At 71.6% G+C, this 24,975-nt stretch carries 21 protein-coding genes, 1 pseudogene and 1 riboswitch; of the genes and pseudogenes, 8 read left to right on the top strand and 14 right to left on the bottom strand.

All coding sequences use genetic code 11. The features are described 5' to 3' along the window. Window positions 1–6 precede the first annotated feature (6 nt). The 4 genes from OHB00_RS05000 to OHB00_RS04985 are packed head-to-tail and all read right to left on the bottom strand — an operon-like array spanning window position 7 to window position 4,705. Window positions 7–882: an AAA family ATPase gene (locus tag OHB00_RS05000; protein WP_406431623.1), complete on the bottom strand. Its 876-nt coding sequence runs from the start codon at window positions 880–882 to the stop codon at window positions 7–9. A gap of 15 nt (window positions 883–897) precedes the next feature. After that, a complete protein-coding gene (locus OHB00_RS04995) occupies window positions 898–1,752 on the bottom strand; it encodes an FAD binding domain-containing protein (protein WP_406431621.1) in 855 nt (284 codons plus the stop codon). Then, window positions 1,749–4,226: a xanthine dehydrogenase family protein molybdopterin-binding subunit gene (locus OHB00_RS04990; RefSeq protein ID WP_406431619.1), complete on the bottom strand. Its 2,478-nt coding sequence runs from the start codon at window positions 4,224–4,226 to the stop codon at window positions 1,749–1,751. Before OHB00_RS04990 ends, OHB00_RS04995 begins: the two co-directional genes overlap by 4 nt. Next, complete coding sequence (locus OHB00_RS04985; protein WP_406431617.1) at window positions 4,223–4,705, bottom strand: (2Fe-2S)-binding protein; 483 nt, start codon at window positions 4,703–4,705, stop codon at window positions 4,223–4,225. The genes OHB00_RS04990 and OHB00_RS04985 overlap by 4 nt, the downstream gene beginning before the upstream one ends. A 253-nt stretch (window positions 4,706–4,958) precedes the next feature. Here OHB00_RS04985 and OHB00_RS04980 point away from each other — a divergent pair, with 253 nt between their 5' ends. Further along, window positions 4,959–7,127: a GTP-binding protein gene (locus OHB00_RS04980; protein WP_406431615.1), complete on the top strand. Its 2,169-nt coding sequence runs from the start codon at window positions 4,959–4,961 to the stop codon at window positions 7,125–7,127. Between the two features lie 67 nt (window positions 7,128–7,194). Continuing rightward, a complete protein-coding gene (locus OHB00_RS04975) occupies window positions 7,195–9,057 on the top strand; it encodes a cellulase family glycosylhydrolase (protein WP_406431613.1) in 1,863 nt (620 codons plus the stop codon). 59 nt (window positions 9,058–9,116) lie between these two features. On the opposite strand, the gene OHB00_RS04970 is transcribed toward OHB00_RS04975, so the two are convergent. Further along, window positions 9,117–10,364, bottom strand: a complete 1,248-nt coding sequence (locus OHB00_RS04970; protein WP_406431611.1) for a YncE family protein — start codon at window positions 10,362–10,364, stop codon at window positions 9,117–9,119. 175 nt (window positions 10,365–10,539) lie between these two features. Here OHB00_RS04970 and OHB00_RS04965 point away from each other — a divergent pair, with 175 nt between their 5' ends. After that, complete coding sequence (locus OHB00_RS04965; protein WP_406445615.1) at window positions 10,540–11,205, top strand: TetR/AcrR family transcriptional regulator; 666 nt, start codon at window positions 10,540–10,542, stop codon at window positions 11,203–11,205. 208 nt (window positions 11,206–11,413) lie between these two features. On the opposite strand, the pseudogene OHB00_RS04960 reads toward OHB00_RS04965, so the two are convergent. Next, a pseudogene (locus OHB00_RS04960) lies at window positions 11,414–11,547 on the bottom strand (glycosyltransferase); the annotation flags it as partial. 215 nt (window positions 11,548–11,762) lie between these two features. Here OHB00_RS04960 and OHB00_RS04955 point away from each other — a divergent pair. Further along, window positions 11,763–13,742: a ricin-type beta-trefoil lectin domain protein gene (locus OHB00_RS04955; protein ID WP_406431609.1), complete on the top strand. Its 1,980-nt coding sequence runs from the start codon at window positions 11,763–11,765 to the stop codon at window positions 13,740–13,742. A gap of 96 nt (window positions 13,743–13,838) precedes the next feature. Here the strand turns inward: OHB00_RS04955 and OHB00_RS04950 are convergent, their stop codons facing one another. After that, window positions 13,839–14,174: a hypothetical protein gene (locus tag OHB00_RS04950; protein WP_406431607.1), complete on the bottom strand. Its 336-nt coding sequence runs from the start codon at window positions 14,172–14,174 to the stop codon at window positions 13,839–13,841. Next, entirely contained in the window at window positions 14,171–15,769 is a 1,599-nt protein-coding gene (gene ctaD / locus OHB00_RS04945; protein WP_406431605.1) for a cytochrome c oxidase subunit I, read from the bottom strand. Before ctaD ends, OHB00_RS04950 begins: the two co-directional genes overlap by 4 nt. 105 nt (window positions 15,770–15,874) lie before the next feature. On the opposite strand from ctaD, the gene OHB00_RS04940 reads away from it, so the two are divergent. Both OHB00_RS04940 and OHB00_RS04935 read left to right on the top strand, forming a co-directional pair. Beyond that, complete coding sequence (locus tag OHB00_RS04940) at window positions 15,875–16,417, top strand: RNA polymerase sigma factor (protein ID WP_406431603.1); 543 nt, start codon at window positions 15,875–15,877, stop codon at window positions 16,415–16,417. Beyond that, window positions 16,410–17,384, top strand: coding sequence for a CU044_5270 family protein (locus tag OHB00_RS04935; protein ID WP_406431601.1), 975 nt, complete (start codon window positions 16,410–16,412; stop codon window positions 17,382–17,384). Before OHB00_RS04940 ends, OHB00_RS04935 begins: the two co-directional genes overlap by 8 nt. 3 nt (window positions 17,385–17,387) lie before the next feature. Here the strand turns inward: OHB00_RS04935 and OHB00_RS04930 are convergent, their stop codons facing one another. Beyond that, a complete protein-coding gene (locus OHB00_RS04930) occupies window positions 17,388–18,236 on the bottom strand; it encodes a bifunctional 5,10-methylenetetrahydrofolate dehydrogenase/5,10-methenyltetrahydrofolate cyclohydrolase (protein WP_406431599.1) in 849 nt (282 codons plus the stop codon). A gap of 25 nt (window positions 18,237–18,261) precedes the next feature. Beyond that, a riboswitch (ZMP/ZTP riboswitch) is annotated at window positions 18,262–18,344 on the bottom strand. A gap of 172 nt (window positions 18,345–18,516) precedes the next feature. Continuing rightward, on the bottom strand, window positions 18,517–18,882 hold the full coding sequence (locus OHB00_RS04925; RefSeq protein WP_406431597.1) for a nuclear transport factor 2 family protein: 366 nt from the start codon (window positions 18,880–18,882) through the stop codon (window positions 18,517–18,519). Between the two features lie 173 nt (window positions 18,883–19,055). Here OHB00_RS04925 and OHB00_RS04920 point away from each other — a divergent pair, with 173 nt between their 5' ends. After that, entirely contained in the window at window positions 19,056–19,352 is a 297-nt protein-coding gene (locus OHB00_RS04920; RefSeq protein ID WP_406431595.1) for a hypothetical protein, read from the top strand. Window positions 19,353–19,426: 74 nt separating this feature from the next. Here OHB00_RS04920 and OHB00_RS04915 read toward each other — a convergent pair whose 3' ends face one another. Both OHB00_RS04915 and OHB00_RS04910 read right to left on the bottom strand, forming a co-directional pair. Further along, a complete protein-coding gene (locus OHB00_RS04915) occupies window positions 19,427–21,196 on the bottom strand; it encodes an ABC transporter ATP-binding protein (protein WP_406431593.1) in 1,770 nt (589 codons plus the stop codon). 69 nt (window positions 21,197–21,265) lie between these two features. After that, on the bottom strand, window positions 21,266–21,841 hold the full coding sequence (locus OHB00_RS04910) for a rhodanese-like domain-containing protein (protein WP_406431591.1): 576 nt from the start codon (window positions 21,839–21,841) through the stop codon (window positions 21,266–21,268). Between the two features lie 87 nt (window positions 21,842–21,928). On the opposite strand from OHB00_RS04910, the gene OHB00_RS04905 reads away from it, so the two are divergent. Beyond that, window positions 21,929–22,216: a metal-sensitive transcriptional regulator gene (locus OHB00_RS04905; RefSeq protein WP_361291823.1), complete on the top strand. Its 288-nt coding sequence runs from the start codon at window positions 21,929–21,931 to the stop codon at window positions 22,214–22,216. 155 nt (window positions 22,217–22,371) lie between these two features. Here the strand turns inward: OHB00_RS04905 and OHB00_RS04900 are convergent, their stop codons facing one another. Then, window positions 22,372–23,121: a sulfite exporter TauE/SafE family protein gene (locus tag OHB00_RS04900; protein ID WP_406431589.1), complete on the bottom strand. Its 750-nt coding sequence runs from the start codon at window positions 23,119–23,121 to the stop codon at window positions 22,372–22,374. After that, a complete protein-coding gene (locus OHB00_RS04895) occupies window positions 23,118–24,785 on the bottom strand; it encodes a rhodanese-like domain-containing protein (protein ID WP_406431587.1) in 1,668 nt (555 codons plus the stop codon). Before OHB00_RS04895 ends, OHB00_RS04900 begins: the two co-directional genes overlap by 4 nt. Window positions 24,786–24,975 lie beyond the last annotated feature (190 nt).

Raw genomic sequence — 24,975 nt, 5'->3', positions numbered from 1 at the left:
GCCCGGTCACCCGCCCCGGGCCGCGAGGACCGCCGACAGATCGAGCCCCCGCGCCCGCTCCGTGTCCTCCCGGTACTTCAGCACCGACCCCAGCGTCGCCACGGCCAGTTCGGCGTCCACCTCGCTCGCCCCCAGCGCGTCCAGTGCCTCCGCCCAGTCCAGCGTCTCGGCCACCCCGGGCGGTTTGACCAGGTCCGCGCCCCGCAGCGCCTGTACCAGCGCCGTGACCTGCTCGGCCAGCCGGGCCGACACCTGCGGCAACCGGCTGCGCACGATGGCCAGTTCACGGGCGAAGGAGGGATGGTCGAACCAGTGGTAGAGGCACCGCCGTTTCAACGCGTCGTGCACCTCGCGGGTCCGGTTCGAGGTCAGGACCACCACCGGCGGCACCTCGGCCCGCAGCGTGCCCAGTTCGGGGATCGTGACCGAGTACTCGGACAGCAGCTCAAGGAGGAACGCCTCGAACTCGTCGTCGGCCCGGTCGATCTCGTCGACCAGCAGCACCGACGGATGCTGCTGGAGAGCCAGCAGCAGGGGCCGGGCGATCAGGAAACGGCGGGCGTACAGCTCACTCTCCAGCCGGTCCGCGTCCTGCACGCCCGCCGCCTCGGCGGCCCGCAGGTGCAGCAGCTGGCGCGGGAAGTCCCAGTCGTACAGGGCCTGCGAGGCGTCGATGCCCTCGTGGCACTGCAGCCGGATCAGCGGCGCGCCCAGCGCCTCGGCGAGGGCGGCGGCGAGCGCGGTCTTGCCCACCCCGGCGTCACCCTCGCAGAACAGGGGCCGGTGCAGTCTGAGGGCCAGGAAGCAGGTGACGGCCAGCCCTTCGTCGACGAGATACCCCGTCTTGGCCAGGCGGACCCCCACCTGCTCCGGGTCGTCCATCGGGGGAATCGGCGCTCACCCCATTCCACCGGCGGTCAGTACCGCCCGTCTGGTCAGCACCCGTGCGAGGTGCTCCCGGTACTCGGGCGAGGCCGACAGGTCCTGGGACGGCCGGGTGCCCTCGGCCGCCGCCTCGGCGGCCCGGGCCACGGCCTCGGGGCCGTCGGCACCGGCGAGCGCCTCCTCGGCCGCCGTCGCCCGCAGCGGGGTCGAGCCCATGTTGGTGAGCCCGACGCGGGCCTCGGCGATGGCGCCGTTGTCGCGCCGTACCAGTGCCGCCACCCCGACGATGGCCCAGGACTGGGCGACCGCGTGGAACTTCTCGTAGTGGAAGCCCCAGCCGTCCGTCTTCGGGATCCGCACCTCCACCAGGAGTTCGTCGGGCGACAGGGCGGACTGGAGGTAGTCCAGGAAGAACTCCCGGGCGGGGATCGTGCGCCGGCCGCCCGGCCCGACGGCGACCAGTTCGGCGTCGAGGGCGAGCGCCACGGCGGGCAGGTCCCCGGCCGGGTCGGCGTGCGCGAGGGAGCCGCCGAGGGTGCCGCGGTGCCGTACGGCGGGGTCGGCGACGGTGGCCGTCGCCTCCGCGAGCAGCCCGGCGTGCCGCCGCACCAACGGGTCGTGGACGACGTCGTGGTGCGTGGTCAGCGCGCCGATGACGAGAGTGTCGCCGTCCGCGCGGACCCCGCGCAGCTCCGGGATCCGGCCGACGTCCACGACCAGCTCCGGGAAGGCGAGCCGCAGGCGCAGCAGCGGCAGCAGGCTCTGCCCGCCGGCCAGCACCTTCGCCTCCTCGCCCGCGTCGGCGAGCACGCGCACCGCCTCGTCGACTCCGGTCGGGCGGGTGTAGTCGAACGTGGGGGGAATCATCCGGAACCCTCCTCACCGTACTGGCCCAGGTCTCCGGACCGGGCGGCCTGCCCGGACTGCCCCGACCGGGCCGGACCGGTCCCGCCGGCCTCCTCGCCGGCACCGCCCCGGCCGGCGCGGGCGTCCCGCACGGCCTGCCACACCCGGTGCGGCGAGCACGGCATCCGTACGTCGGTGACACCGAGCGGACGCAGCGCGTCCACCACGGCGTTGACCACCGCGGGCGTCGAGGCGATCGTCCCGGCCTCGCCGACTCCCTTGACCCCCATGGCGTTCGAGGCCGCCGGGGTCTCCGTCCGGTCGGTGACGAAGTCCGGCAGGTCCGCCGCCGACGGCACGAGATAGTCGGCCATGGTGCCGGAGACGAGGTTGCCCTCGTCGTCGTAGACGGCCTCCTCGTACAGCGCCTGCGCGATGCCCTGCGCGAGACCGCCGTGCACCTGGCCCTCGACGATCATCGGGTTGACGACATGGCCGACATCGTCCACGCAGACGTACGACCTGATCCTCGTCCTGCCGGTCTCCGTGTCGACCTCGACCGCGCACAGGTGGGTGCCGTGCGGGTAGGAGAAGTTCTCCGGGTCGACCACCGTCTCGGCGTTGATGGACGGTTCGACGCCGTCGGGCAGGTCGTGGCTGGTGAACGTCTCGAAGGCGATCTCCTGGATGGTCCTGCGCGCCTCCGGGGAGCCCTTCACGGCGAACACGCCGTCCGTGAACTCCAGGTCCTGCTCGCTGGCCTCCAGCAGGTGCGCGGCGACCTTCCGCGCCTTCTCGACCACCTTCACGGCCGCCCGGTGCACGGCCTCGCCGCCGACGGCCAGCGACCGCGAGCCGTAGGTGTCCATGCCCTGCGGGGAGGACCGGGTGTCGCCGTGCACCACCTCGACGTCCTCGAACGGCACGCCCAGCACGTCGGCCGCGATCTGGCTCCAGCAGGTCTCGTGGCCCTGCCCGTGCGGACTGGTGCCGGTGACCACCTCGACCTTGCCGGTGGGCAGCATGCGGATGCTCGCCGCCTCCCAGCCGCCGGCCCCGTACCTGAGGTCGCGCAGCACCCGGCTCGGCGCCAGCCCGCACATCTCCGTGAAGGTCGACACGCCGATGCCGAGGCGTACGGTGTCGCCGCGCTCGTTGCGCTCGTGCTGTTCGGCGCGCAGCTCGTCGTAGCCGAACAGGTCGAGGGCCTTCTCCGTGGCCGCCTCGTAGTTGCCGCTGTCGTAGGTCAGCCCGGCGATCGTGGTGTACGGGAACTCCTCGTGCCGGATCCAGTTCCGGCGCCGCAACTCCACGGGATCCAGGCCGAGTTCCGCGGCCAGCTCATCCATGATCCGCTCGATGGCGAAGGTCGCCTCGGGGCGCCCGGCGCCGCGGTAGGCGTCGGTGGGGGTGCGGGTGGTGAAGACGCCGGTGCAGTTGAATTCGTACGCGTCCATCTTGTAGATCGCCGGGTACATGAAGGCGCCGAGGATCGGGATGCCCGGGGTGACCAGCATCAGGTAGGCGCCCATGTCGGCGATCAGGTCCACCTTCAGGCCGAGGAGCCGGCCCTCGCGGGTCGCGGCGACCTCGATGTCCTGGATCATGCCGCGGCCGTGATGGGTGGCGAGGTAGCCCTCCGAGCGGGACTCCGTCCACTTCACCGGGCGGCCGAGCTTCCTGGCGACCGTCAGCGCGACGGCCTCCTCGCCGTAGACCTGGAGCTTGGAGCCGAAGCCGCCGCCCACGTCCGGGGCGATCACCCGGAGCTTGTGCTCGGGGATCCCGGTGACGGTGGCCAGCATGATCCGCAGGATGTGCGGGATCTGCGTGGCGGAGTAGACCGTGTACTCGCCGGAGGCGGCGATCGGCGTGACGACGACGGCACGGGGTTCCATGGCGTTGGGGATCAGCCGCTGCTGGTGGTAGCGGCGCCTGACCGTGACCTCGGCGCGCTGCCGTACCGCCTCGAAGCTCTCGCCGGTGGCGAGCGGCCAGGTGTAGCAGCGGTTGGTGCCCTTGCCGGCGTGGACCAGCGGGGCGTCGTCGGCCAGCGCGGCCTCCAGATCCAGGACCGGGGGCAGTGGGTCGTAGTCGACCTCGATCGCCTCCAGCGCGTCGGCGGCGGCGTACCGGTCGCGGGCCACCACGACGGCCACCGGGTCGCCGGCGTGCCGGACCTCGTCGACGGCGATCGGCGGGTGGTCGGGCAGCACGATGTCCTCGGTGACCGGCCAGGCGCAGGGCAGCGAGCCCAGGCCCTCGGCGAGGTCGCGGCCGGCGTACGCCGCGATGACCCCGGGGCGTTCCAGGGCGGGGGAGACGTCGACGCGGGTGAGCCGGGCGTGCGCCATCGGGCTGCGCAGGAAGGCCAGGTGGAGCAGTCCGGCGACCTGGATGTTGTCGGTCCAGTTGGTCTGACCGGTGATCAGCCGGGCGTCCTCCTTGCGTAGCCGGGCGCGGCCGATCTCGTGTTCGACGGCCTGGTCGGTCATGCCGTGGCCTCCTCGGGTACCGGTTGCCCGGCGGCGGCGAGCACCGCCCGGACGATGTTCTGGTAGCCGGTGCACCGGCACAGGTTGCCCTCAAGGGCCTGCCGGACCTCGTCGGAGGACGGGTGCGGGTTCTCACGCAGCAGATCCCGTGCCGCCATGATCATCCCGGGGGTGCAGTAGCCGCACTGCAGCCCGTGCCGCTCGTGGAACGCCCGCTGCAACGCCGTCCACTCCCCGTTTTCGGCCAGACCCTGGACGGTGGTCACCGTGCAGCCGTCCGCCTGGACGGCCAGCACCGAGCAGCTCTTGACGGTCGCCCCGTCCAGGTCGACCGTGCACGCGCCGCAGTTCGAGGTGTCGCAGCCGATCGGGGTGCCGGTCAGGCCGAGACGGTCGCGCAGGTAGTGGGCGAGCAGCAGACGGGGTTCGACCTCGTCCGCGTAGGGCGTGCCGTCCACCGTCACCTTGATGTGGGTCATGTGGCCTCCAGACCGTGCGGCGGGAACGAGGAATTCAGCCAGACGACGTGATGTAGGTCACTCTAGAACCGCGGCAAGGGGGCGGCGAGTGCTGGGGCGGGGGCTTTCGTTGAGCGTTAATCCATTGCCGTCGCCGGGGCTGTCCTGCTGCACTGCTCCTCACCCGACGTCACAGAGAGAGGGCCACCGATGCGCGCTGCGTGCATGTCCACCCAGGAAGGAATCCCTCCCATGCCGAAGGACGTCACGCTCAGTGCATCTGCTCAATCTCGGAATTCTCGCGCACGTCGACGCAGGTAAGACCACTCTGACCGAACGGCTGCTGCACACGGCCGGCGTCATCGACGAGCCCGGCAGTGTCGACGCCGGCAGTACCCGCACCGACACCCTGGCCCTGGAGCGGCAGCGCGGCATCACCATCAAGTCCGCGGTCGTGTCGTTCCCCCTCGACGGTGTCACCGTCAACCTCATCGACACTCCGGGCCACCCGGACTTCATCGCCGAGGTGGAGCGGGTGCTCGGTGTGCTGGACGGCGCGGTCCTCGTCGTCTCGGCCGTGGAGGGTGTCCAGGCGCAGACCCGCGTCCTGATGCGGACCCTGAGACGGCTGCGCATCCCCACGCTGGTCTTCGTCAACAAGATCGACCGGCGGGGCGCCCGCGACGACGCCGTGCTCGCGCAGCTGGCCCGCAGGCTCGCCGTCCCGCTCGTCCCCATGGGCCGGCCCACCGGGCTCGGCACCCGTGCCGCCCGCTTCCTGCCCGGTCTCGGCCCGGACGCGCTGGACGCGCTCGCCGACCACGACGACGCGCTGCTCGCCGCCTACCTCGACGGCGGTGTCACCGGCGACCGGCTGCGCGCCGCCCTTGCCCGGCAGACCCGGCGGGCCCTGGTCCACCCGGTGTACTTCGGCTCCGCCGCCACCGGCGCCGGCGTACCCGATCTGGTCACCGGCATCGAACGGCTGCTCCCGGCCGCCGCCGGCGACCCGGCCGGGCCGCTGTCGGCCACGGTCTTCAAGGTGGAACGGGGGCCGACGGGGGAGAAGATCGCGTACGCGCGCGTCTTCTCCGGCGTCCTGCGGGTCCGGGACCGGATCCCGTTCGGGGACGGCCCCGAGACGGGTGGCGCCGCCGCGACCCGCGCGGATGACCGGATGACCGGCACACATGGGGAGCGGCGTGCCGTCGCCGGTCGCGCTGGAACGGAGGGGGATGTCGCCGCCCGCGCTGGAGCGGAGGGCCGGGATGCCGTCGCACGCGACGGGGGCCGGAGCGTCGACCGCCGTGCGGTCGGCCGCGCCCCGGACGGGCGTGCGGAAGGCCGGGTCACCGGGCTCAGCGTCTTCGAGCGCGGCGGGGACCTGCGGCAGGAGAGCGCCGGTGCCGGGCGGATCGTCAAGGTGTGGGGACTCGGCGGCATCCGGATCGGCGACGCCCTCGGTCTGCCGGGACGGGCGTACGAGCACCACTTCGCGCCCCCGACCCTGGAGACCGTCGTGGTCCCCGGACCGGGTACCGGCCGGCGCTCCCTGCATGTCGCCCTCACCCAACTCGCCGAACAGGACCCGCTGATCGACGTCCGGCACGACGAGGTACGGCAGGAGACCTCCGTATCCCTCTACGGCGAGGTGCAGAAGGAGGTGATCCAGGCGACCCTGGCCGACGAGTACGGCCTCGACGTCGCCTTCCGGGAGACCACCACCATCTGTGTCGAACGGGTCGTGGGCACGGGAGCCGCCGTCGAGTTCAACAAGAAGGACGGCAACCCCTTCCTCGCGACGGTCGGCCTGCGGGTGGAGCCGGCCCCGCCGGGCGCGGGCGTCGGCTTCCGCCTGGAGGTGGAGCTGGGCTCGATGCCGTACGCCTTCTTCAAGGCCGTCGAGGACACCGTGCGCGAAGCCCTCGGCCAGGGCCTGCACGGCTGGCGGATCCCGGACTGCACGGTGGCCATGACCCACTCCGGCTACTCGCCCCGGCAGAGCCATGCCCACCAGGGCTTCGACAAGAGCATGTCGAGCACCGGCCACGACTTCCGCGGCCTGACCCCGCTGGTGCTGACCGAGGCGCTGCGGCTGGCCGGCACCCGGGTCCACGAGCCGATGCACCGCTTCCGCCTGGAGGCCCCCGCGGACACGCTGGGCGCGCTGCTGCCGGTGCTCACCCGGCTCGGTGCGATGCCGCAGCGGACCGGGACGGAGGGGCCGCTCGCGGTACTGGAAGGCGCGCTGCCCGCGGCCCGGGTGCACGGGCTGGAGCAACGGCTGCCGGGGCTGACCCGCGGGGAGGGCGAACTGGAGACCGCCTTCGACCACTACGCGCCGGTGGAGCGGGGGCCGGTCCCCGAGCGGCCGCGCACCGACCACAACCCACTGAGCCGCAAGGAGTACCTGTTGAACGTGACAGGCCGAGTGACCGGCTGAGGGGGCCGGTACTCAACTTACTCGTGAGTCAGAAGTATTGACTGTGTCCGGAAATCACCCGACTGTAATGGACATGACGAATATCCGGGCACGTCTGATCGTTGTCCTGGTTGTCCTCTGTGGATTCCTCGCGGTGGCGGGCACCCCGTCCGCCACCGCCGCCACCCCGTCCGACTCCCTCTGGTTCGACGGCACCGCGCTCACCGTGCAGAACGGCCGTTTCGTCGACGGCCAGGGCCGTGAGGCCGTGCTGCGCGGCTACAACGTCTCCGGCGAGACCAAGCTGGAGGAGAACAGCGGCCTGCCCTTCGCCTCGGTCGCCGACGCGAAGAAGTCCGCCACCGCGCTGCGCGCCCTCGGCGGCGGCAACGCCGTGCGCTTCCTGCTCTCCTGGGCGCACGCCGAACCCGTCCAGGGTCAGGTCGACAGCGGCTACCTGGCCGCGGTCACCGCGCAGATGCAGGCGTTCCTGGACGCCGGCATCCGCGTCTTCCCCGACTTCCACCAGGACCTGTACTCCCGCTACCTGTTCAACTCGGGCAGCTGGTACACCGGGGACGGCGCCCCCGCGTGGGCGGTCGCACTGGGGGGCTACCCCGCCGAGTCCTGCGGCATCTGCCTCTTCTGGGGCCAGAACATCACCCAGAACGCGGCCGTCCAGAAGGGCCAGTACGACTTCTGGCACAACAACTACGGCCTCCAGGACGCCTTCCTGGCCACCGCCCAGACCACCATGGCCTACCTGGCCCAGCACCTGACGTCCGACGAGTTCGCGGGCGTCGTCGGCTTCGACCCGTACAACGAGCCGTACGCCGGCAGCTACGACTCCGGGGAGACCTCCCGCACCTGGGAGCAGAACCGGCTGTGGCCCTTCTACCAGAAGTTCCGGGCCCGGATGGACGCGGCCGGCTGGAGCAGCAAGCCCGCCCTCGTCGAGCCCAACCTCTTCTGGAACGCCAACATCTCCTCCCAGCAGCAGGAGGGCGGACTGCTCGACGCGGGCACACTGGGCTCGCGGTACGTCTTCAACACCCACTTCTACGACCAGAAGGCCATCTCCGGCATCCTGATGTGGGGCAACGCCTCCGACGGCCAGTACAGCACCGACTTCGGCACCGTCCGGGACCGCGCCTCGGCCGCCGGCACGACGGCGATCGTCAGCGAGTTCGGGCATCCGCTGTCCGGTACGACCTCGGGCAAGGCGCCGACCGTCGACAAGGCGATGTACCAGGCCCTCGACTCCCGCCTCTCCGGGGCGAACTGGTGGTCCACCCCGGCCTCCTCCGGACCGGTCCTCTCCGGCACCCAGTGGCAGTGGGACATCTACAACGGCCGCCACCACGAGCTGATGAACGGCAACGCTGACAAGGTCCTCACCTCGGGCGACGCCTGGAACGACGAGGACCTCTCGGCCGTGAACATGACCGACTCCGGTACCGTGACGCTCCGTCAGGACGCCCGGCTGCTCGACCGGATCTATCCGTCCGCCACCTCCGGCTCCACCCTCGCCTTCACCTACGAGGACCGCTCCCGGGACGGCTCCACCACCCTGACCTGGAACCCGGTGCCCAGCTCGCTGCCGAACGTGGCCGCGCTGGTCGGCTCCGGACAGTACGCCGTCCAGGTCTGGCGCTCCGGCAGCGCCACCGCACCCACCGAACTCCATCTCCCGGCCTCCTTCCCGACCGCGTCCACGACGGTCGTATCCGACCTGGGCACGGCCTACGGACCCCCGTCGTACTCGTCCTCGACCCCGGTCGGCGTGGCGGCGGAACCGGGTGGGACGGGCAGCCGCCGACTGCTGCTCACCGACTCGGACTCCGGCGTGCTGCACTTCGCGCTGGTGACCAACGGGGCGGCCTCGCCCAGCTCCACCCTGCTGAACGCGGCCAAGGCGGAGCTGGCCGCCTGGGTGGCGGCGAAGTTCTGAGCAGTGCTTCGGCCTCCGGGGTGCCGCGCACCCCGGAGGCCGAAGGCCCTGATGATCCGTCAACTACCGGACGCACCAGTCCAGTCGGCCTGCACATGGCCGAGCCGGACGCGCTGTGGGTGGTCGCCGACGGGCACCGAGGTCACCTTCTGGCCGGTGCCGAAGTCGATCGCGGTCACCTGGTCGGCACCGCTCTCCGAAATGACGCAGTCCTTGCCGTCACCGCTGACCGTGGCCCAGTACGGCGTGGACGCCGTGATGAGCGGCCCCTCCTGCAGAGTGGCACGGTCGACGATCGTGGCGTAGTTGTCCATCGTGCCGGCGACGCACAGCTTGGTGCCGTCCGGCTTCATCGAGATGCCGTGGTGACGCGAGTCGAGGAGCCAGGTGGTGCGGTCGGTGCTGGTCGCCGGGTTCGCCGGCAGCGTCTTCACCCGGGTGATCTTGTCGCTGGCGATGTCGTACTCCAGGAAGCCGTTGAAGAACGACACCTGGAAGTACATCTTCGACCAGTCGGGTGTGAAGGCCGCGGGCCGGATCGCGTCAGAGAAGTCCGTCAGGCCGATCGCGTCCAGCCGGGACCGCATGTCGATGGTCTTGACCTGCTGGTAGGTGGTGGCGTCCGCGACGGTGATGTGGCGGTCGCCCTTGGTCCAGTCCCAGGCGGGGTCGTCGAGCGAGGTGGTGACCTCGCCGATCGACATGTTCCAGATGTACTTGCCGTCGGGGCTGAAGACGTTCTCGTGCGGCTTGTCGCCGGTGGCGAACTCGCCAAGCTCCTTACCGGTGTTGATGTCCAGCACCTGCACCTTGTTCGCGGTGGACGCCGAGACCGCGACCTTCGTGCCGTCGGGGGAGACGGCCATGTGGTCGGCGCGGTAACCGGCCACCGGGAACCGCCAGTTGATCGTGTCGGTGGCGAGGTCGATGGAGACGACGTCGGCGAAGCTCGGCCGGGAGACGACCACGGACCTGCCGTCCGGCGTGGAGTACATGTCGTCCACGTACTGGTCGTGGCCCTGGCCCACCTCGTTGCGGATCGACGTGTAGTAGATCCACTTGATCGGGTCGGCGTTGATCTCCGCTATCCGCGCGTCCTTGTCGGGGATGACGTTGATCTGGCCGACCTTGGCGAAGTCGCCGGACGAGTTCAGGACGGTCGCGGTGCCGTCCCAGTTGTTGCCCACGAACAGCACCTCGCGCAGGGACGCGTCGGCCGCGGCGTCGGCGGCGGCCGCGGGAGCGGCGACGGTCAGGACGAGGGCGGCGGCCATGGAGCAAAGGTGCCTGGGTCTGAAGGCAGGCATGAGTGCTCTCTCCTCTGAGGGGGGTGGGGACGCGCGCGTGCGGTCGCAGGGTCACGGAGTCTGAACACGAGCGCGTTCAAAATGAACTTACTGAAAAGTAAGGAGGGGGTGGATGACTCCACAAGAGGCGTACGCGAGAAAATTGGCCATCGGGCGGTCGACGGAGGGGGCAATCTTGGCGGGCAGGCTCAAGGCGCCGACGGGTCGCTACGGCGGCCGGTCCGCCGAGGAACGCAAGGCGGAGCGGCGTCGGCGCTTCCTGGACGCGGCGCTTCAACTCTTCGGCGGCACACCGGGGTTTCGCGCCACCACGGTCGCCGCGCTGAGCCAGGCGGCGGGCCTGTCGACCCGTCAGTTCTACGAGGAGTTCCAGACCCTGGAGGACGTCCTCGCCGCGTTGCACCTGGAGGTCAACGGGTGGGCGGAGCAGGCGGTGGCCGAGGCGTTCGCCGAGGCGGAACCGCTGCCGCTGGTCGAGCGGGTGACGGTGCTGTTCCGGGCGTACGCCCGTGATGTCACGTCGGATCCGCGGCGCATCCGCATCGCCTTCGTGGAGATCATCGGGGTGAGCCCGAGGCTGGAGGAGCAGCGGCTGGCGCGGCGGGCGCGGTGGGTGGAGCTGATATGCACCGAGGCGAACGCGGCCGTCGCGCGTGGCGAGGCGGCTCCGCGTGACTACCGGCTGGCCGCGACGGCGTTCATCGGCAGCGTGAACGGGTTGCTGCACGACTGGAGCGCGGGGTGGGTGGACGCGACGCTGGACGACGTCGTGGAGGAGCTGGTGCGGTTGCTGGTGGGGATCTTGCGGCCGGAAGGGTGGGTACCGCGGGGTTCGCTGTAGCTGTCTGTGTGCGGGTGCGTGGTGGCTGGTCGGGGCACGTGCCTTGCATCGCCTGGCGCAAAGCGTCCGCCAGCGCGTTGACGCTCGGCCCCCGCACCGGAACGGCAGTCGGCGCCACCCCGAGGGCCACCAGCCGCGCCGCCCGGAACGCCTCGTCGCACTGGATCGCCGCTGCGGGGGCAGCTCCAGGCGGGTGCGCAGCGCGGGGGAAGCCGACACCGGAGCCCTCGACGAGCCCGGCGAAGCGGCCGTGGTCACCAGGGTGACCTCGTGCCCGGCCCGGCTCAGCCCGTGTCCGAGACCGGTGTAAGGGGCCACATCGCCCCGTGAACCCGCCGACATGATCGCTACCCGCCGACCGGACCTCTGGCGGCGCACGGTCCGCCATGGGGTGAACGACTCGACGGCAAGGGCTACTTGACGCTTGTCACAGCCGTTGACTTCATCCTCCGGCGGCTCTACGGTCGGCCCGCGACGCGTTCGGGGCATCGATCTGTGTTCGTAATGCCGAACGAAGGCGCGTCGCGCACCCTCGTGCACCCCCGTGGAGGAGCCGCATGTACCCCCCGCCCAGATCGACCGGCAGCGGTCTCGTACGACATCTGTGGGCCACCGCCGTACGCACCCTCGCCCTGGCCCTCACGGCCGCCGCCGCACTCCTCTTCGCCACGCCGGGACCGGCCCAGGCGGCGACGGTCGCCCAGGTCTCCGTGCCCACCGCCCCGATGGGCTGGGCCTCCTGGAACAGCTTCGCGGCGAAGATCGACTACAACGTCATCAAGGCGCAGGTCGACGCCTTCGTCGCGGCCGGGCTGCCGGCCGCCGGCTACAAGTACATCAACATCGACGAGGGCTGGTGGCAGGGCACCCGCGACAGCGACGGCAACATCACCGTCGACACGAGCGAGTGGCCCGGCGGCATGAGCGCGATCGCCGACTACATCCACAGCAAGGGCCTGAAGGCCGGCATCTACACCGACGCGGGGGCCAACGGCTGCGGGTACTACTACCCGACCGGCCGTCCCGCCGCCGCCAACACCGGCAGCGAGGGCCACTACGCCCAGGACATGCTGCAGTTCTCCAAGTGGGGCTTCGACTTCGTGAAGGTCGACTGGTGCGGCGGTGACGCCGAGGGCCTGGACGCGGCCACCGCCTACAAGTCGATCAGCTCGGCCGTCACCGCGGCCGCCGCCACCACCGGCCGCCCGCTGACCCTGTCGATCTGCAACTGGGGCTACCAGAACACCTGGAACTGGGCGACGGGCCTGGGCGCCATGTGGCGGACCAGCACGGACATCTATTACTACGGCGGCACCGCGTCGCAGTCGGCCGCGCTGTCCAACTTCGACCAGACCCTGCACCCGGCCGCCCAGCACACCGGCTACTACAACGACCCCGACATGCTCACCGTCGGCATGACCGGTCTCACGGCGGCCCAGAACCGCACCCACATGGCCCTGTGGGCGATCTCCGGCGCCCCGCTGCTCGCCGGCAACGACCTCACCACGATGACCAGTGAGACAGCCGCCATCCTCAAGAACTCCGACGTCATCGCCGTCGACCAGGACCCGCGCGGCCTCCAGGGCGCCAAGGTCGCCGAGGACACCACGGGTCTCCAGGTCTACAGCAAGGTCCTCGCCGGCACCGGCAACCGCGCGGTCGTCCTGCTCAACCGCACCTCCTCCGCCGCGAACATCACCGCCCGCTGGTCCGATCTGGGCCTGACCAGTGCCTCCGCCACCGTGCGGGACCTGTGGGCGCAGTCCAACCTCGGGTCGTACGGCACCAGCTACACCGCGAGCGTCCCGGCCGGCGGGTCCGTGATGCTCAAGATCAGCGGCGGTACGGAGGCGTCGAGCACCAGCTACAGTGCTTCCTCCACCGGCAAGTACACCGGCGTCAGCGCCGCGAGCACCGGCCTGGACGTCGTCGACGTCGCCTACACCAACACCGGCTCCACCGCTGTCACCGGCACCCTCCAGGTCAACGGCCAGACCTCGACCACGGTCTCCTTCCCGCCGACCGGGTCCTCGCAGGGAACCGTGTCCGTGCAGGTCGACCTGAGCAAGGGGTCGGGCAACTCGCTCACCTTCACGGGAAGTTCGCTGCCGGCCCTCGGCTCGATCACGGTCAGCCCGATCCCCGGCACCAACGGCACCCTCCTCGTGGGCGGACAGTCCGGCCGCTGCGCCGACGTCTACAACAACACCATCACCAACGGCACCCAGGCCGAGATCTGGGACTGCAACGGCGGCCAGAACCAGGCCTGGACGTACACCTCCCGCAAGGAGTTCGTGGTGTACGGCAACAAGTGCCTGGACGCCTACAACCAGGGCACGACCAACGGCACCAAGGTCGTGATCTGGGACTGCAACGGGCAGAACAACCAGAAGTGGAACGTGAACTCGGACGGGACGATCACGAACGTCAACGCCGGGTTGTGCCTGGATGTGTACGGCGCGGCCACGGGTAACGGGTCTTCACTGGTGCTGTGGACCTGCAACGGCGGGAGCAACCAGCAGTGGAGCCGGAGTTGATGCGGTAGATCTTCGGGCACGGGTGGGCTGTGGCTGGTCGCGCACACGCGGCGGCAGCCGCATATCAGTCACAGCCCCGCGCCCCTGAAGGGGCGCTCATGCAGACAGTGTCAGTAGAGTGGTTGCCGTCAGCAGCGCGCAGGTCAGCAGGAAGAACGCCACGAGGCGTTGGCGTAGAGCCTGGTATCTGGTCTCGTACTCACGCCTCAGTTGCTCACCGCGTTCCGATGTGCGCTGCCAGGACGTTCTGGCCAGGCTCAGGTATTCGGCCTCGAAATGGGCTTCGAGATCCGCCCGTTGGGTGTCCGTGAGCCAGCCGATGCGGTCTGCCAGCCGAGCCGCTGCCCGGCGCCCCTCCTCGCGCGTCGCCGCCAGCAGCAGATGTCCCTCGACCTGGCCGACCAGTGCGCGTTCCTCCTCCCGTGCCGTCATCGCGTGCTCAACTCCCGCTCCACGGTGGAATGGTGCAGATCGAACGCGGGTGACTCGCTGCGGATCCGCGGCAGGGACACGAAGTTGTGGCGCGGCGGCGGGCACGACGTCGCCCACTCCAGCGAACGGCCGTATCCCCACGGGTCGTCCGACTCGACCTTCTCCCCGTACTTGGCCGTCTTCCAGACGTTGTAGAAGAACGGGAGCAGCGACGAGCCCAGCAGGAACGAGAAGATCGTCGAGACCGTGTTGAGGGTGGCGAAGCCCTCCACCGCAAGGTAGTCGGAGATCCGGCGCTGCATGCCCTCGGCGCCCAGCCAGTGCTGGACCAGGAACGTGCCGTGGAATCCGATGAAGAGCGTCCAGAAGGTGATCTTGCCGAGCCGCTCGTCGAGCATCTTGCCCGTCATCTTCGGCCACCAGAAGTGGAAGCCTGCGAACATCGCGAAGACGACCGTACCGAAGACCACGTAGTGGAAGTGGGCGACCACGAAGTACGAGTCGGAGACGTGGAAGTCGATCGGCGGGGACGCGAGCATCACACCGGTCAGGCCGCCGAAGACGAAGGTCACGAGGAAGCCCGTGGTCCAGAGCATGGGCGTCTCGAAGGACAGCGAGCCCTGCCACATCGTGCCGATCCAGTTGAAGAACTTCACTCCCGTCGGGACGGCGATCAGGAAGGTCATGAAGGAGAAGAAGGGAAGGAGGACGCCGCCGGTGACGTACATGTGGTGCGCCCACACCGTCACGGACAGACCGGCGATCGAGATCGTCGCGGCGACCAGACCCATGTAGCCGAACATCGGCTTGCGCGAGAAGACCGGGATGACCTCGCTGATGATGCCGAAGAACGGCAGCGCGATGATGTAGACCTCCGGGTGGCCGAAGAACCAGAACAGGTGCTGCCAGAGCAGCGCCCCGCCGTTGGCCGCGTCGAAGACGTGGGCGCCGAACTTGCGGTCCGCCTCCAGCGCGAACAGGGCCGCCGCCAGGACCGGGAAGGCGAGCAGCACCAGCAGCGCGGTGAGCAGGACGTTCCAGACGAAGATCGGCATGCGGAACATGGTCATGCCGGGCGCGCGCATGCAGATGATCGTGGTGATGAAGTTGACCGCGCCGAGGATGGTGCCGAAGCCGGAGAGGGCCAGACCCATGATCCACATGTCGGCGCCGACGCCCGGCGAGCGGACCGCGTCCGAGAGGGGGGCATAGGCGAACCAGCCGAAGTCGGCCGCGCCCTGCGGGGTGAGGAAGCCGCCCACCGCGATGGTCGAACCGAGCAGGTAGAGCCAGTAGGCCAGCATGTTCAGCCGTGGGAAGGCCACGTCCGGGGCGCCGATCTGGAGCGGCATGATCCAGTTCGCGAAGCCCGCGAAGAGCGGGGTGGCGAACATCAGCAGCATGATCGTCCCGTGCATGGTGAACGCCTGGTTGAACTGCTCGTTCGACATGATCTGCAGACCGGGGCGAGCGAGCTCGGCGCGCATCAGCAGGGCCATCACCCCGCCCACGCAGAAGAACGAGAACGCCGTGACCAGGTACAGCGTCCCGATCGTCTTGTGATCCGTGGTCGTCAGCCACTTGAGGTTCCTCATGCCCCGCCTGTGTCCGGGCCGTGCGCACCGGTCACACTCGACCGATGCGACGAGCGTCACGGAGAAGGGTGTGACGATCGGGGTGGTGCCGGACACGGACGGGACATGAGCAACGACGAGATCTTCGCCGCTGCCTATCGCGAGCACTACTGGGCGGTCAGCCGCTATGTCGCGCGGCGACTGGACGGGCGGACCGGTGAGGTGGAGGAAGTGGTGGCGGAGGTGTTCACGGTGGCCTGGCGCCGCCGCGCCGACCTGCCCGCGGCCCCGCTGCCCTGGCTGTACGGCGTGGCACGCAACTGCCTCGCCAACGCGGTACGCGGCTACGGGCGCCGGCGCCGGCTGGTGGACCGGCTGGGCAACGACGACACCGCGCACGGCCGGCACGTCGTGCAGAGCCCCGGCAGCGAGCGGCCCGGCGCCTGGGTGCACGAGGCGCTGGCCCGGCTGTCCCCGGCCGACCAGGAGGTGCTGCGGCTGACCGCGTGGGAGGAACTCGACGCCGACGAGGTCGCCGTCGCCCTGGGCTGCGGGAAACGGGCGGCGGCGATGCGGCTGCACCGGGCCCGCCGCCGGCTCAGAGCCGAGATCGACCGACTGCGACCCCCCGCCGCCGAGGCTCTTCCCGAGGACCACCGCCATGGCTGACGAAATCGACCTGCTGCGCGCCGCCGACCCGGTGCCCGCCGACGGCGCCCACTTCGGTGACGGCCCGCTCGACCACACCGCCGAACGGCAGCTCAACCGGCTGCTGCACGACTCCCGCTCCGGCCGCCGGACCTGGTCCCGGCCGCGACTGCTGTGGGCAGTGACCGCGGCCGCCGTCGTCACGGCCACCGTGCTGACCGTGCTGCTCGGCGGCCCGTCGGGCACCCCGGCCGTCGCCGCGCCCCGGCCGCTGACGGTCCGCGCCCACTCCGTCGCCGTATCGCTCGACCAGGTCGCGCAACTCGCCGCGGTGGCGGCGACGGACGGCTCCCCGGTATTGCGCCAGGGCACCCATGTGCAGTCCTGGAGCCTCGCCATGAGCGACGACAAGCCGCCGGTCACCCTGCCCGAGGAGCGCGTGGTGCGCTGGCGGGCGGACGACACCCACACCGAGGTGGTCGTGGCGACCGACCCGGACCACACCGGCCGGCCCGTCCTGACCGACACGGGCCGGGTCGAGGACGGACATGTGCTCAGCCGGCAGACGTTCCCGCCGATGTGGGGCGACGCCCCGCCGCTTTCCACACCCCCGAACGACCCCGCACATCTGCGCGCCTACCTCACCGACCTGATCCACACCGGCACCGGCTCCCTCACCACGTCCCAACTCCTCGATGCCACCGAGGAGTTGCTGGACAACTGGACGCTCGGGGCACGTGAGTCGGCGGCCCTGGCCGAGCTGCTCGCCGACGCGAAGGGCCTGCGACCCGCCGGCCAGGTCACCGACCGGCTGGGCCGCACCGGGCAGGCGTACGTCCTCGACGAGGGCACCGGCGGACGGCGGATGCTGATCCTGGACCCGGCCACCGGCACCGTACTCGGCCTGGAGACCACGTTCACCCGGGACGATCCGGAGTACGGGGTGCGGGCCGGGGACGTCATGGAGTACCGCGCCTGGATGCGCTGACCCTCACGCCCCGAGCTGCCGGGCGGCCGCCGTCACCGTCTGCTCCAGCAGCACGGCGATGGTCATCGGGCCGACCCCGCCCGGCACCGGCGTGATCAGCGAGGCTCGCTCGACGGCGGTGTCGAAGTCGACGTCACCGACGTTGCCCTCGTTGTAGCCGGCGTCGAGGACCACCGCGCCCGGCTTGATGTCCTGGCCCCGGATCAGCCGGGGCCGGCCGACGGCGGCGACCACGATGTCCGCCTCGCGGACGGCCGCCGAGAGGTCGCTGGTGCGGGAGTGGCAGTAGGTGACGGTGGCGTCGCGGGCGAGCAGCAGCATGCCGGCCGGCTTGCCCAGGATCGCGCTGCGGCCCACGACCACCGCCCTCTTCCCCGCCGGGTCGACGTCATAGGCGTCGAGCAGGCGCAGGATGCCGCCGGGTGTGCAGGAGACGAAGCCCGGCAGGCCGAAGCTCATCGTCGCGAACGACGCGAAGGTCACGCCGTCCACGTCCTTCTCCGGCGCGATCGCCTCGAACGCGGCCCGCTCGTCGATGTGTTCGCCGACCGGGTGCTGGAGCAGAATGCCGTGCACCGTGGGGTCGGCGGACAACTCCCGCAGTGCGGCCACGAGTTCATCGGTGGTCGTGGTGGCGGGCAGGGCCACGTGCCGCGAGGCGATGCCCGCCCTGCGGCTGCGGTTCTGCTTCATCCGGACGTAGGTGACGGAGGCGGGGTCCTCGCCGACCAGCACGGTCGCCAGACACGGCGTGACACCGGTCCGTGCGGTGAGGTCGGCGGCCTGCTTCGCGGTCTCCTCGACGATCCGGCGGGCGACGGCGGTTCCGTCCATGAGGCGGGCCTGGGTCATGCGGCAACTCCTGAGCTGGTTCGACCTTGATCGCCCAGGCGCACGGCATCGACAGTGCGGACCGCTCCCCGGTGGTGCTCCACCTCAGCGCCAGTCACGGCCCGCCTTCAGCGTAACCGAGACGCTCGGCGCCTCCTGCGGCAGTGCGCGGTCCGCAGGAGGGTACGCAGCAGCGCGGTGCACGCCCGAGGCCGCGGGCGGCGGGTGTGCCCCAGCCCCGCCCGCGCCGAGAAGGTCCAGGTCAACCGGGAGCTGACCTGGACGCGTCCCATCCTCCCGACTACTCGTCCCATGCCTGGATCATGATCTGCTCGGCGATCTTGCCGTCGCGCAGCGTGATCATCGACTCGGCGAGCACCCGGACCCCGTCCCCGTACTCGCAGGACTCGCTGTAGGCGGCCTTGTCGCCCTGGACGATGCACTGGTCCAGTGTGTGCGTCATGTCGCGGCTGTAGACGTCGTCCAGCAGAGCGGCGATGTCCTTGCGGCCGTGCAGGACCTTCGGGTGGCTGGGCTGGGTGTTGCGGTCGATGATGCGGATCTCCGCGTCGTCCGCGTAGAGCGCCAGAAGGCTGTTCCCGGTGTTCCCCTCTATGGCCCGGCGCAGCGTGTCGGTGTCGAACGTGGAACCGGTCGCGGTGCCCATGGTGACCTCCTGCGGGAGCCCGCGACCCGATGCGGAGCGGGCCGCGTGAGCCCCTCACATCGAGCGTCCTCCGCCCCGCCGGGCTCGGCAAGCGCAGGCCGCGCACTCCGCCTGACGGGTGAGGGGGACCGGCTGCCCGTGTCCGGCCCGGCGCCGGGGCCGTTGCTGAAGACATGATCTCAACACGACGTATCGTCGCCGCCGTCGGTCTCGCCGTCGGGGTCACCGGCCTCGCCGCGCCGCTGGCGAACGCGGCCGACGCGAGCGCGCAGCACCCCGGGAAGCTCACCGCACTCGGCGTACTCGACTCGCTCGCCCGCAGTGACATCCCGGCGCCGTACCAGGACGAGATCCCGAAGGTCTCGGACCAGGTGCAGGGACTGAACGGAGTCCAGAAGCTGGGCGAACTGCACCAGATCACCGACCTGGCCGCGCCGGTCATGGGACTGGTGCCGGGCATCCAGTACTGACCCCCGACCGCAGCCCGAGGGCCGGCCCGGGACCGGGGCGGCCCTCCGCCGCACCCGGTGCCGGGCCGTGGTGCTCAGTGCTCGGAGGCCAGGAACTGCGTCGCCGCCAGCTCCGCGTACAGCGGATCCGCCGCCACCAGCTCCCGGTGCGTGCCCACGGCGCGGACCCGGCCCGCGTCCATGACGACGATCCGGTCCGCCATGGTCACCGTCGACAGCCGGTGCGCGACCACCAGCACCGTGGTCGACCGGGCCACGTCGGCGACCGTGTCCCGCAGCGCCGCCTCGTTCACCGCGTCCAGCTGCGAGGTGGCCTCGTCCAGGAGCAGCAGCCGGGGCCGGCGCAGCAACGCCCGCGCGATCGCCACCCGTTGCCGCTCTCCACCCGACAGCTTGGTCCCGCGATGGCCGACCAGCGTCTCAAGCCCCTGCGGCAGCCGGGCGACCAGACCGTCGAGGCGGGTCGTCTTCACCACCCGCGCGACCGCGTCCTCGTCCGCCTCCGGGTTGCCGAGCAGCAGATTGTCCTTGAGCGTGCCCGACAGCACCGGCGCGTCCTGTTCGACGTAGCCGATGGCCGAGCGCAGTAGCGGCAGTTCCCAGTCGGCGACCGGGCGGCCGTCCACGGCGATCGTGCCGGACTCGGGGTCGTAGAACCGCTCGATCAGCGAGAACACGGTGGTCTTGCCCGCGCCGGACGGCCCGACGAACGCCGTCATGCCCCCCGCGGGGATGTCGAAGCTGACGCCGTGGTGGACGTACGGCAGGTCGTCGGCGTAGCGGAAGCGCACGTCGGTGAAGGCGACGGCGGCCGGCCGGGCGCCCGCGGACGGCAACTCGGCCGGCGCGGACGGGGGTTCGGCGGGCAGCCGCAGCGCCTCCTGGATCCGGGCGAGCGCGCCGGCGCCGGTCTGGTACTGGGTGATCGCACCGACCACCTGCTGGATCGGCTGCATCAGATAGAAGACGTAGAGCAGGAACGCCACCAGCGTGCCCACGCCGATCGCGCCGGTCGCCACCCGGGCTCCGCCCGCCGCGAGCACCGTGATGAACGCCAGCTGCATCGCCAGTCCCGCCGTGTTCCCCGCGGCCGCCGACCACTTGGCGGCCCGCACGCTCTGCCGCCAGGACTCCTCGGCCGCCTGGTGCAGGGCCAGCTCCTCGCGGTGTTCGGCGCCCGACGCCTTCACCGTGCGCAGCGCGCCCAGCACCCGTTCCAGCGAGGCCCCCATCACCCCGACCGCGTCCTGCGCCCGGCGGCTCGCCCGGTTGATGCGCGGCACGATCATGCCCAGCACCGTGCCCGCCGCGGCGATCACGACGAGGGTGACGGCCAGCAGCACGGGATCGACCACCCCCATCATCACCACGGTGGCGACCAGGGTGAGTCCGCCGGTGCCGAGCGCGACCAGCGAGTCCGTGGTGACCTCGCGCAGCAGGGTGGTGTCCGAGGTGATCCGCGCCATCAGGTCACCGGGTTCGGTGCGGTCCACGGCGGTGATCCGCAGCCTGAGCAGATACGACGACAGGGTCCGCCGGGCCCCGAGCACCACCGACTCGGCGGTGCGCCTGAGGACGTACGAACCCAGCGCGCCCACCCCGGCGTTGCCGACCACCAGACCCGCCATCGCGAGCAACTTGCCGGTGATGGAACGGTCGTGGGACAGGTCGTCGATCAGCCCCCGGGCCACCAGCGGCAACAGCAGCCCGGTCGCGCCCGTCACCAGCGAGAGCACCGCGCCGGCCAGCAGGGCCCAGCGGTGCGGCCGTACATAGGAGAGCAGCAGCCGGAACACGGAGGGGCCGGTCCCGTCTCTCGTCGGAACTGTGTCTGCGGCGGTCACGGCGCTCCTCGTCCGGGCGGTGGGCGGCGCACCCAGGCTACGACGGCTGCTTTACGCCCCGGGGCCGGGTCATCCGCGGGCGGAGCCGATCTTCGCCAGGGTCGCGTCCAGATCGGCCGGGCGCGGCCGGTTGTGCGGGAGCCTGGCCAGCACCGCGGCCATTCCGCAGGTGTCGGTGAGCGCCGAGAACACCAGGCCGCCCGCGACGCCGGCGGACAGCAGCAGCCAGGCCGGATGGAGCTGCCCGAGGGCCAGTCCGGCGAGGACGGCGGTCCCGGCCGTGAAGCGGACCTGGCGCTCCATGGCCCAGGTCGCGCGGGACGCGCCCTGCGGGCGGCGCAGTTCGTGACCGCGCCCGGCCCAGCCGTTCGTGCCGCCGGTCAGGGTGACCGCCGCGATGCCGTGTTCGGCGAGGACCGCCCGTGCGTTCTCGGCGCGGGCGCCGGAGGCGCAGACCAGGAGGAGTTCGCCGTCCGCGGCGCGGAGCGCAGGCAGGGCCCGGCGCAGGGCGTCCAGGGGGATGTTGTGGGCGCCGGGAATGTGGCCGGAGGCGTACTCGCCCGGGGTGCGGACGTCGACGACGGTCAGCTCCGCGAGACGGGCGAGGGCGTGGTCGGGGGTGAGGCTCGGGGGAGTGCTGGTCATGGTGGTGCGATCCTTTCCGGAGGTGTTGAACGACGGGGTGCCCGGGGGCGGGGTAAAATACCCCTACGGGTATGTGAGGAGTGGGTCGTGGAGCTTCAGTTCGAGGGCGATGAACTCAAGTCGGTGCTGAACCGGCTGCGCCGGGCGCAGGGGCAGATCTCCGGAGTGATCAAGATGATCGAGGAGGGCCGGGACTGCGAGGACGTGGTCACGCAGCTCGCCGCCGCCTCGCGCGCCCTGGACCGGGCGGGCTTCGCGATCATCGCGACCGGGCTCCAGCAGTGCATCGCCGATCCCGGACGGGGTGGCGCGGACGGCGAGACCACCGAGCAGATGAAGGCCCGGCTGGAGAAGCTGTTCCTGTCGCTGGCCTGAGTGGGTCCGGCGAAGTCCGCTGCGGTTCGGCAGGGCCCCGAAGGGGCGCGGGGCTGTGTCCCTGTGCGGCTCCGCCGCGTGGGCGCGACCGGCCACAACGGCGCCGCGGTCGGCGGACGGAAGGTCGCGGCACTTCCAGCGGAGCGCTCGGCGCGTCAGCCGACCGCGTCGGCCAGCATGAACGCGGCCACCGCGAGCAGAGCGCAGGCGAAGAGCCGTTGGAGCGTGCCCGCGGACAGCCTGGCCGCGAGCCGTTTGCCGTCCCAGGCACCGAGGATCGCGGTCGCGGCGAACGGACCCACGGTGGACCACTCGACGTCCATCGCCGAGCCGGACCGTGCCGCGAGCGCGGTGAGCGAGTTGATCGTGATGACCAGCAGGCTCGTACCGATCGCCGCCCGCATCCGCAGCCCCACGACGTTCACCAGGGACGGCACGGCGAGAAACCCGCCGCCCACGCCGAGCACACCGGTCACCGCGCCGAGACCGGCCCCGGCCCCCGCGACCCGGGACGCCCGCACGGGGCCCGGCCCGCCGGCCGAGGTTGCCGCGGGCCGCAGCATGCGCACCGCCGCCACGGCGGCCAGCACCGCGAACGCCCCGGTCAGCAGCGCCGCCGGAAGATACCGGGACAGCAGCCCGCCGACCGCTGCGGGCCCGATGCCCGCCGCCGCGAACACCGCACCGGACCGCCACCGCACGGTGCCCTCGCGGGCGTGCGCGGCGAGCGCGGTGGCGGAGGTGACCGTGACGACGACCAGGCTCGCGGTGGTGGCCGCGGCCGGGGTGAAGCCGAGCAGATAGATCAACGCGGGCACGGCCAGCACACTGCCGCCCCCGCCCAGGGCGCCGAGCGCCAGACCGGTGACGGCCCCGGCGCCCAGGGCGAGCAGGAGGACGGTCATTCCGGGGTGCCCTCGGTGCTCACCGCGAGACCCGCCGCGCTCCAGGCCCCCATGCCTCCCACGACGTCCACCGCGTCCAGGCCACGGGCCGTGAGCAGTGCCGCCGCCTCCCGCGACCGCTTGCCCGAGCGGCAGATCACGACGATCGGACGGTCCTGTGCGGCGGACGGGAGCGGGGCCCCGGCCGCCAGCGCGGACAGCGGGGCGTGCAGGGCCCGCGGCGCGTGACCGGCCGACCATTCACCGGCCTCCCGGACGTCCAGGAGGACGGCGCCGGCGTCCGCGCGCTCCCGCGCCTCGGCGGGGGTGAGCCGGGCCATCGGCAGCCCCGCCTCGCGCGCCGCGGCGAACCCGTCGTCGACGGCGACCACGTCCCGCCCGGCCGCGTCCAGGAGCGAGGCGGCGACGGCCGCCCGCATCCCACCGGCGCAGTGCACCCACACCGTGCCCTCGGGTATCTCGCCGAGCCGCGCACGCACCTGGTGCAGGGGTATGTGGAGCGAACCCCGGATGTGGCCGCCGACCCGCTCCGTGTCCCGGCGCACGTCCAGGACGACGACGTCCGCCGTACCGCGGTCGGCCAGCTGCGCGAACGTGGCGCGCGGGAAGGAACGCGGCCGGTCGCCGGCGCGCAGCCAGGCCTCCGGTGTCCCGGTGGCGGCCGCGGCCGGGCGGTCGATGCCGACCCGGGTCAGTTCCCGCTGGGCCGCGGCGAGCTGGGCGGCCGACTCGGCGAGCAGCGTGACGGGCCTGCCCCAGGGCAGCAGCCAGGCCAGATAGGTGGCGAGCTGTCCGTCGGCCTCGAAGTTCAGCGTGCCCGGCACATGCCCCTCGGCGAACGCCACCCGGGTGCGCAGGTCCACCACCCACTCCCCGGCGGCCAGCCGCGCCGCGATCTGAGCCGCGTCCGCCGGGCGTGGCGGCGTGAGGTCGACGGGTGCCGGACCCCGGGAGTTCAGCGGGGCCATGTGCGCGTAGTACGCCGGCACGTCGTCGAGCCCGGCCAGCAGCTCGGCGACGAACGTGTCGACGTCCTTGACCAGCGCCTCGTTGACCGCACGCTCCCGGCCGACGGTGGTGGCCCGGCCGGTGGCGTCCCCGGCCGAGCAGAAGCTGCCGAAGCCGTGCGTCGGCAGCACCGCCGTCTCGTCCGGCAGCTCGGCGGCGAGCCGGTGCGCCGAGGCGTGCTGCGCCCGGGCCAGCTCACCCGTGAGCCGGGGCTCCACCAGGTCGGGCCGGCCGACCGTGCCGATCAGCAGCGAGCCGCCGGTGAAGACGGCCACCGGGCGGCCGGTCTCCTCCAGGACGTACGACGTGTGGTGCGGGGTGTGCCCAGGGGTGGCCAGCGCGCGCAGCGCGAGCCCGGCCTCGATCTCCAGCACGTCCCCGTCCGCCACCGGCACCCGCTCGTACGCCACCCGCGCCCCCGCCGGCACCGCGTATGCGGCCCCGGTCAGCCGGGCCAGCTCAAGGCCGCCGGAGACGTAGTCGTTGTGCACATGTGTCTCCACGACATGGGTGAGCCGCACCCCGCGCCGGGCGACGGCCGCCAGCACCCGGTCGACGTCCCGGGGCGGATCGACCGCGACGGCGCCGTGCGCCCCGCCCGCCAGATAGCCGCGGTTGCCCAGTCCGGGCACCTCGATGGTGTCGACGAAGGACATGGCAGCACACTCCTCTCCTCGATCCCCGGTCAATTACCCCCGGGGGTATGTGTGCCACCGTAGCAGAGGTACCCCCGGGGGTATCTGGCACGTATCTGGCACCGGTGGTGGGCAACGCGAACGGCGTAGGTACGGGAAGATCCGCATCGATCGATGCGTGCCCTTGCTGATCGTTCCCGCGTAGGGTCGG

This window comes from Streptomyces sp. NBC_00631 (assembly GCF_045206895.1).
In the GTDB taxonomy this organism is placed as follows: Bacteria; Actinomycetota; Actinomycetes; order Streptomycetales; family Streptomycetaceae; genus Streptomyces.
Note: the sequence above shows the minus strand (reverse complement) of the source record. Positions and strands in the feature narration are given on the sequence as shown.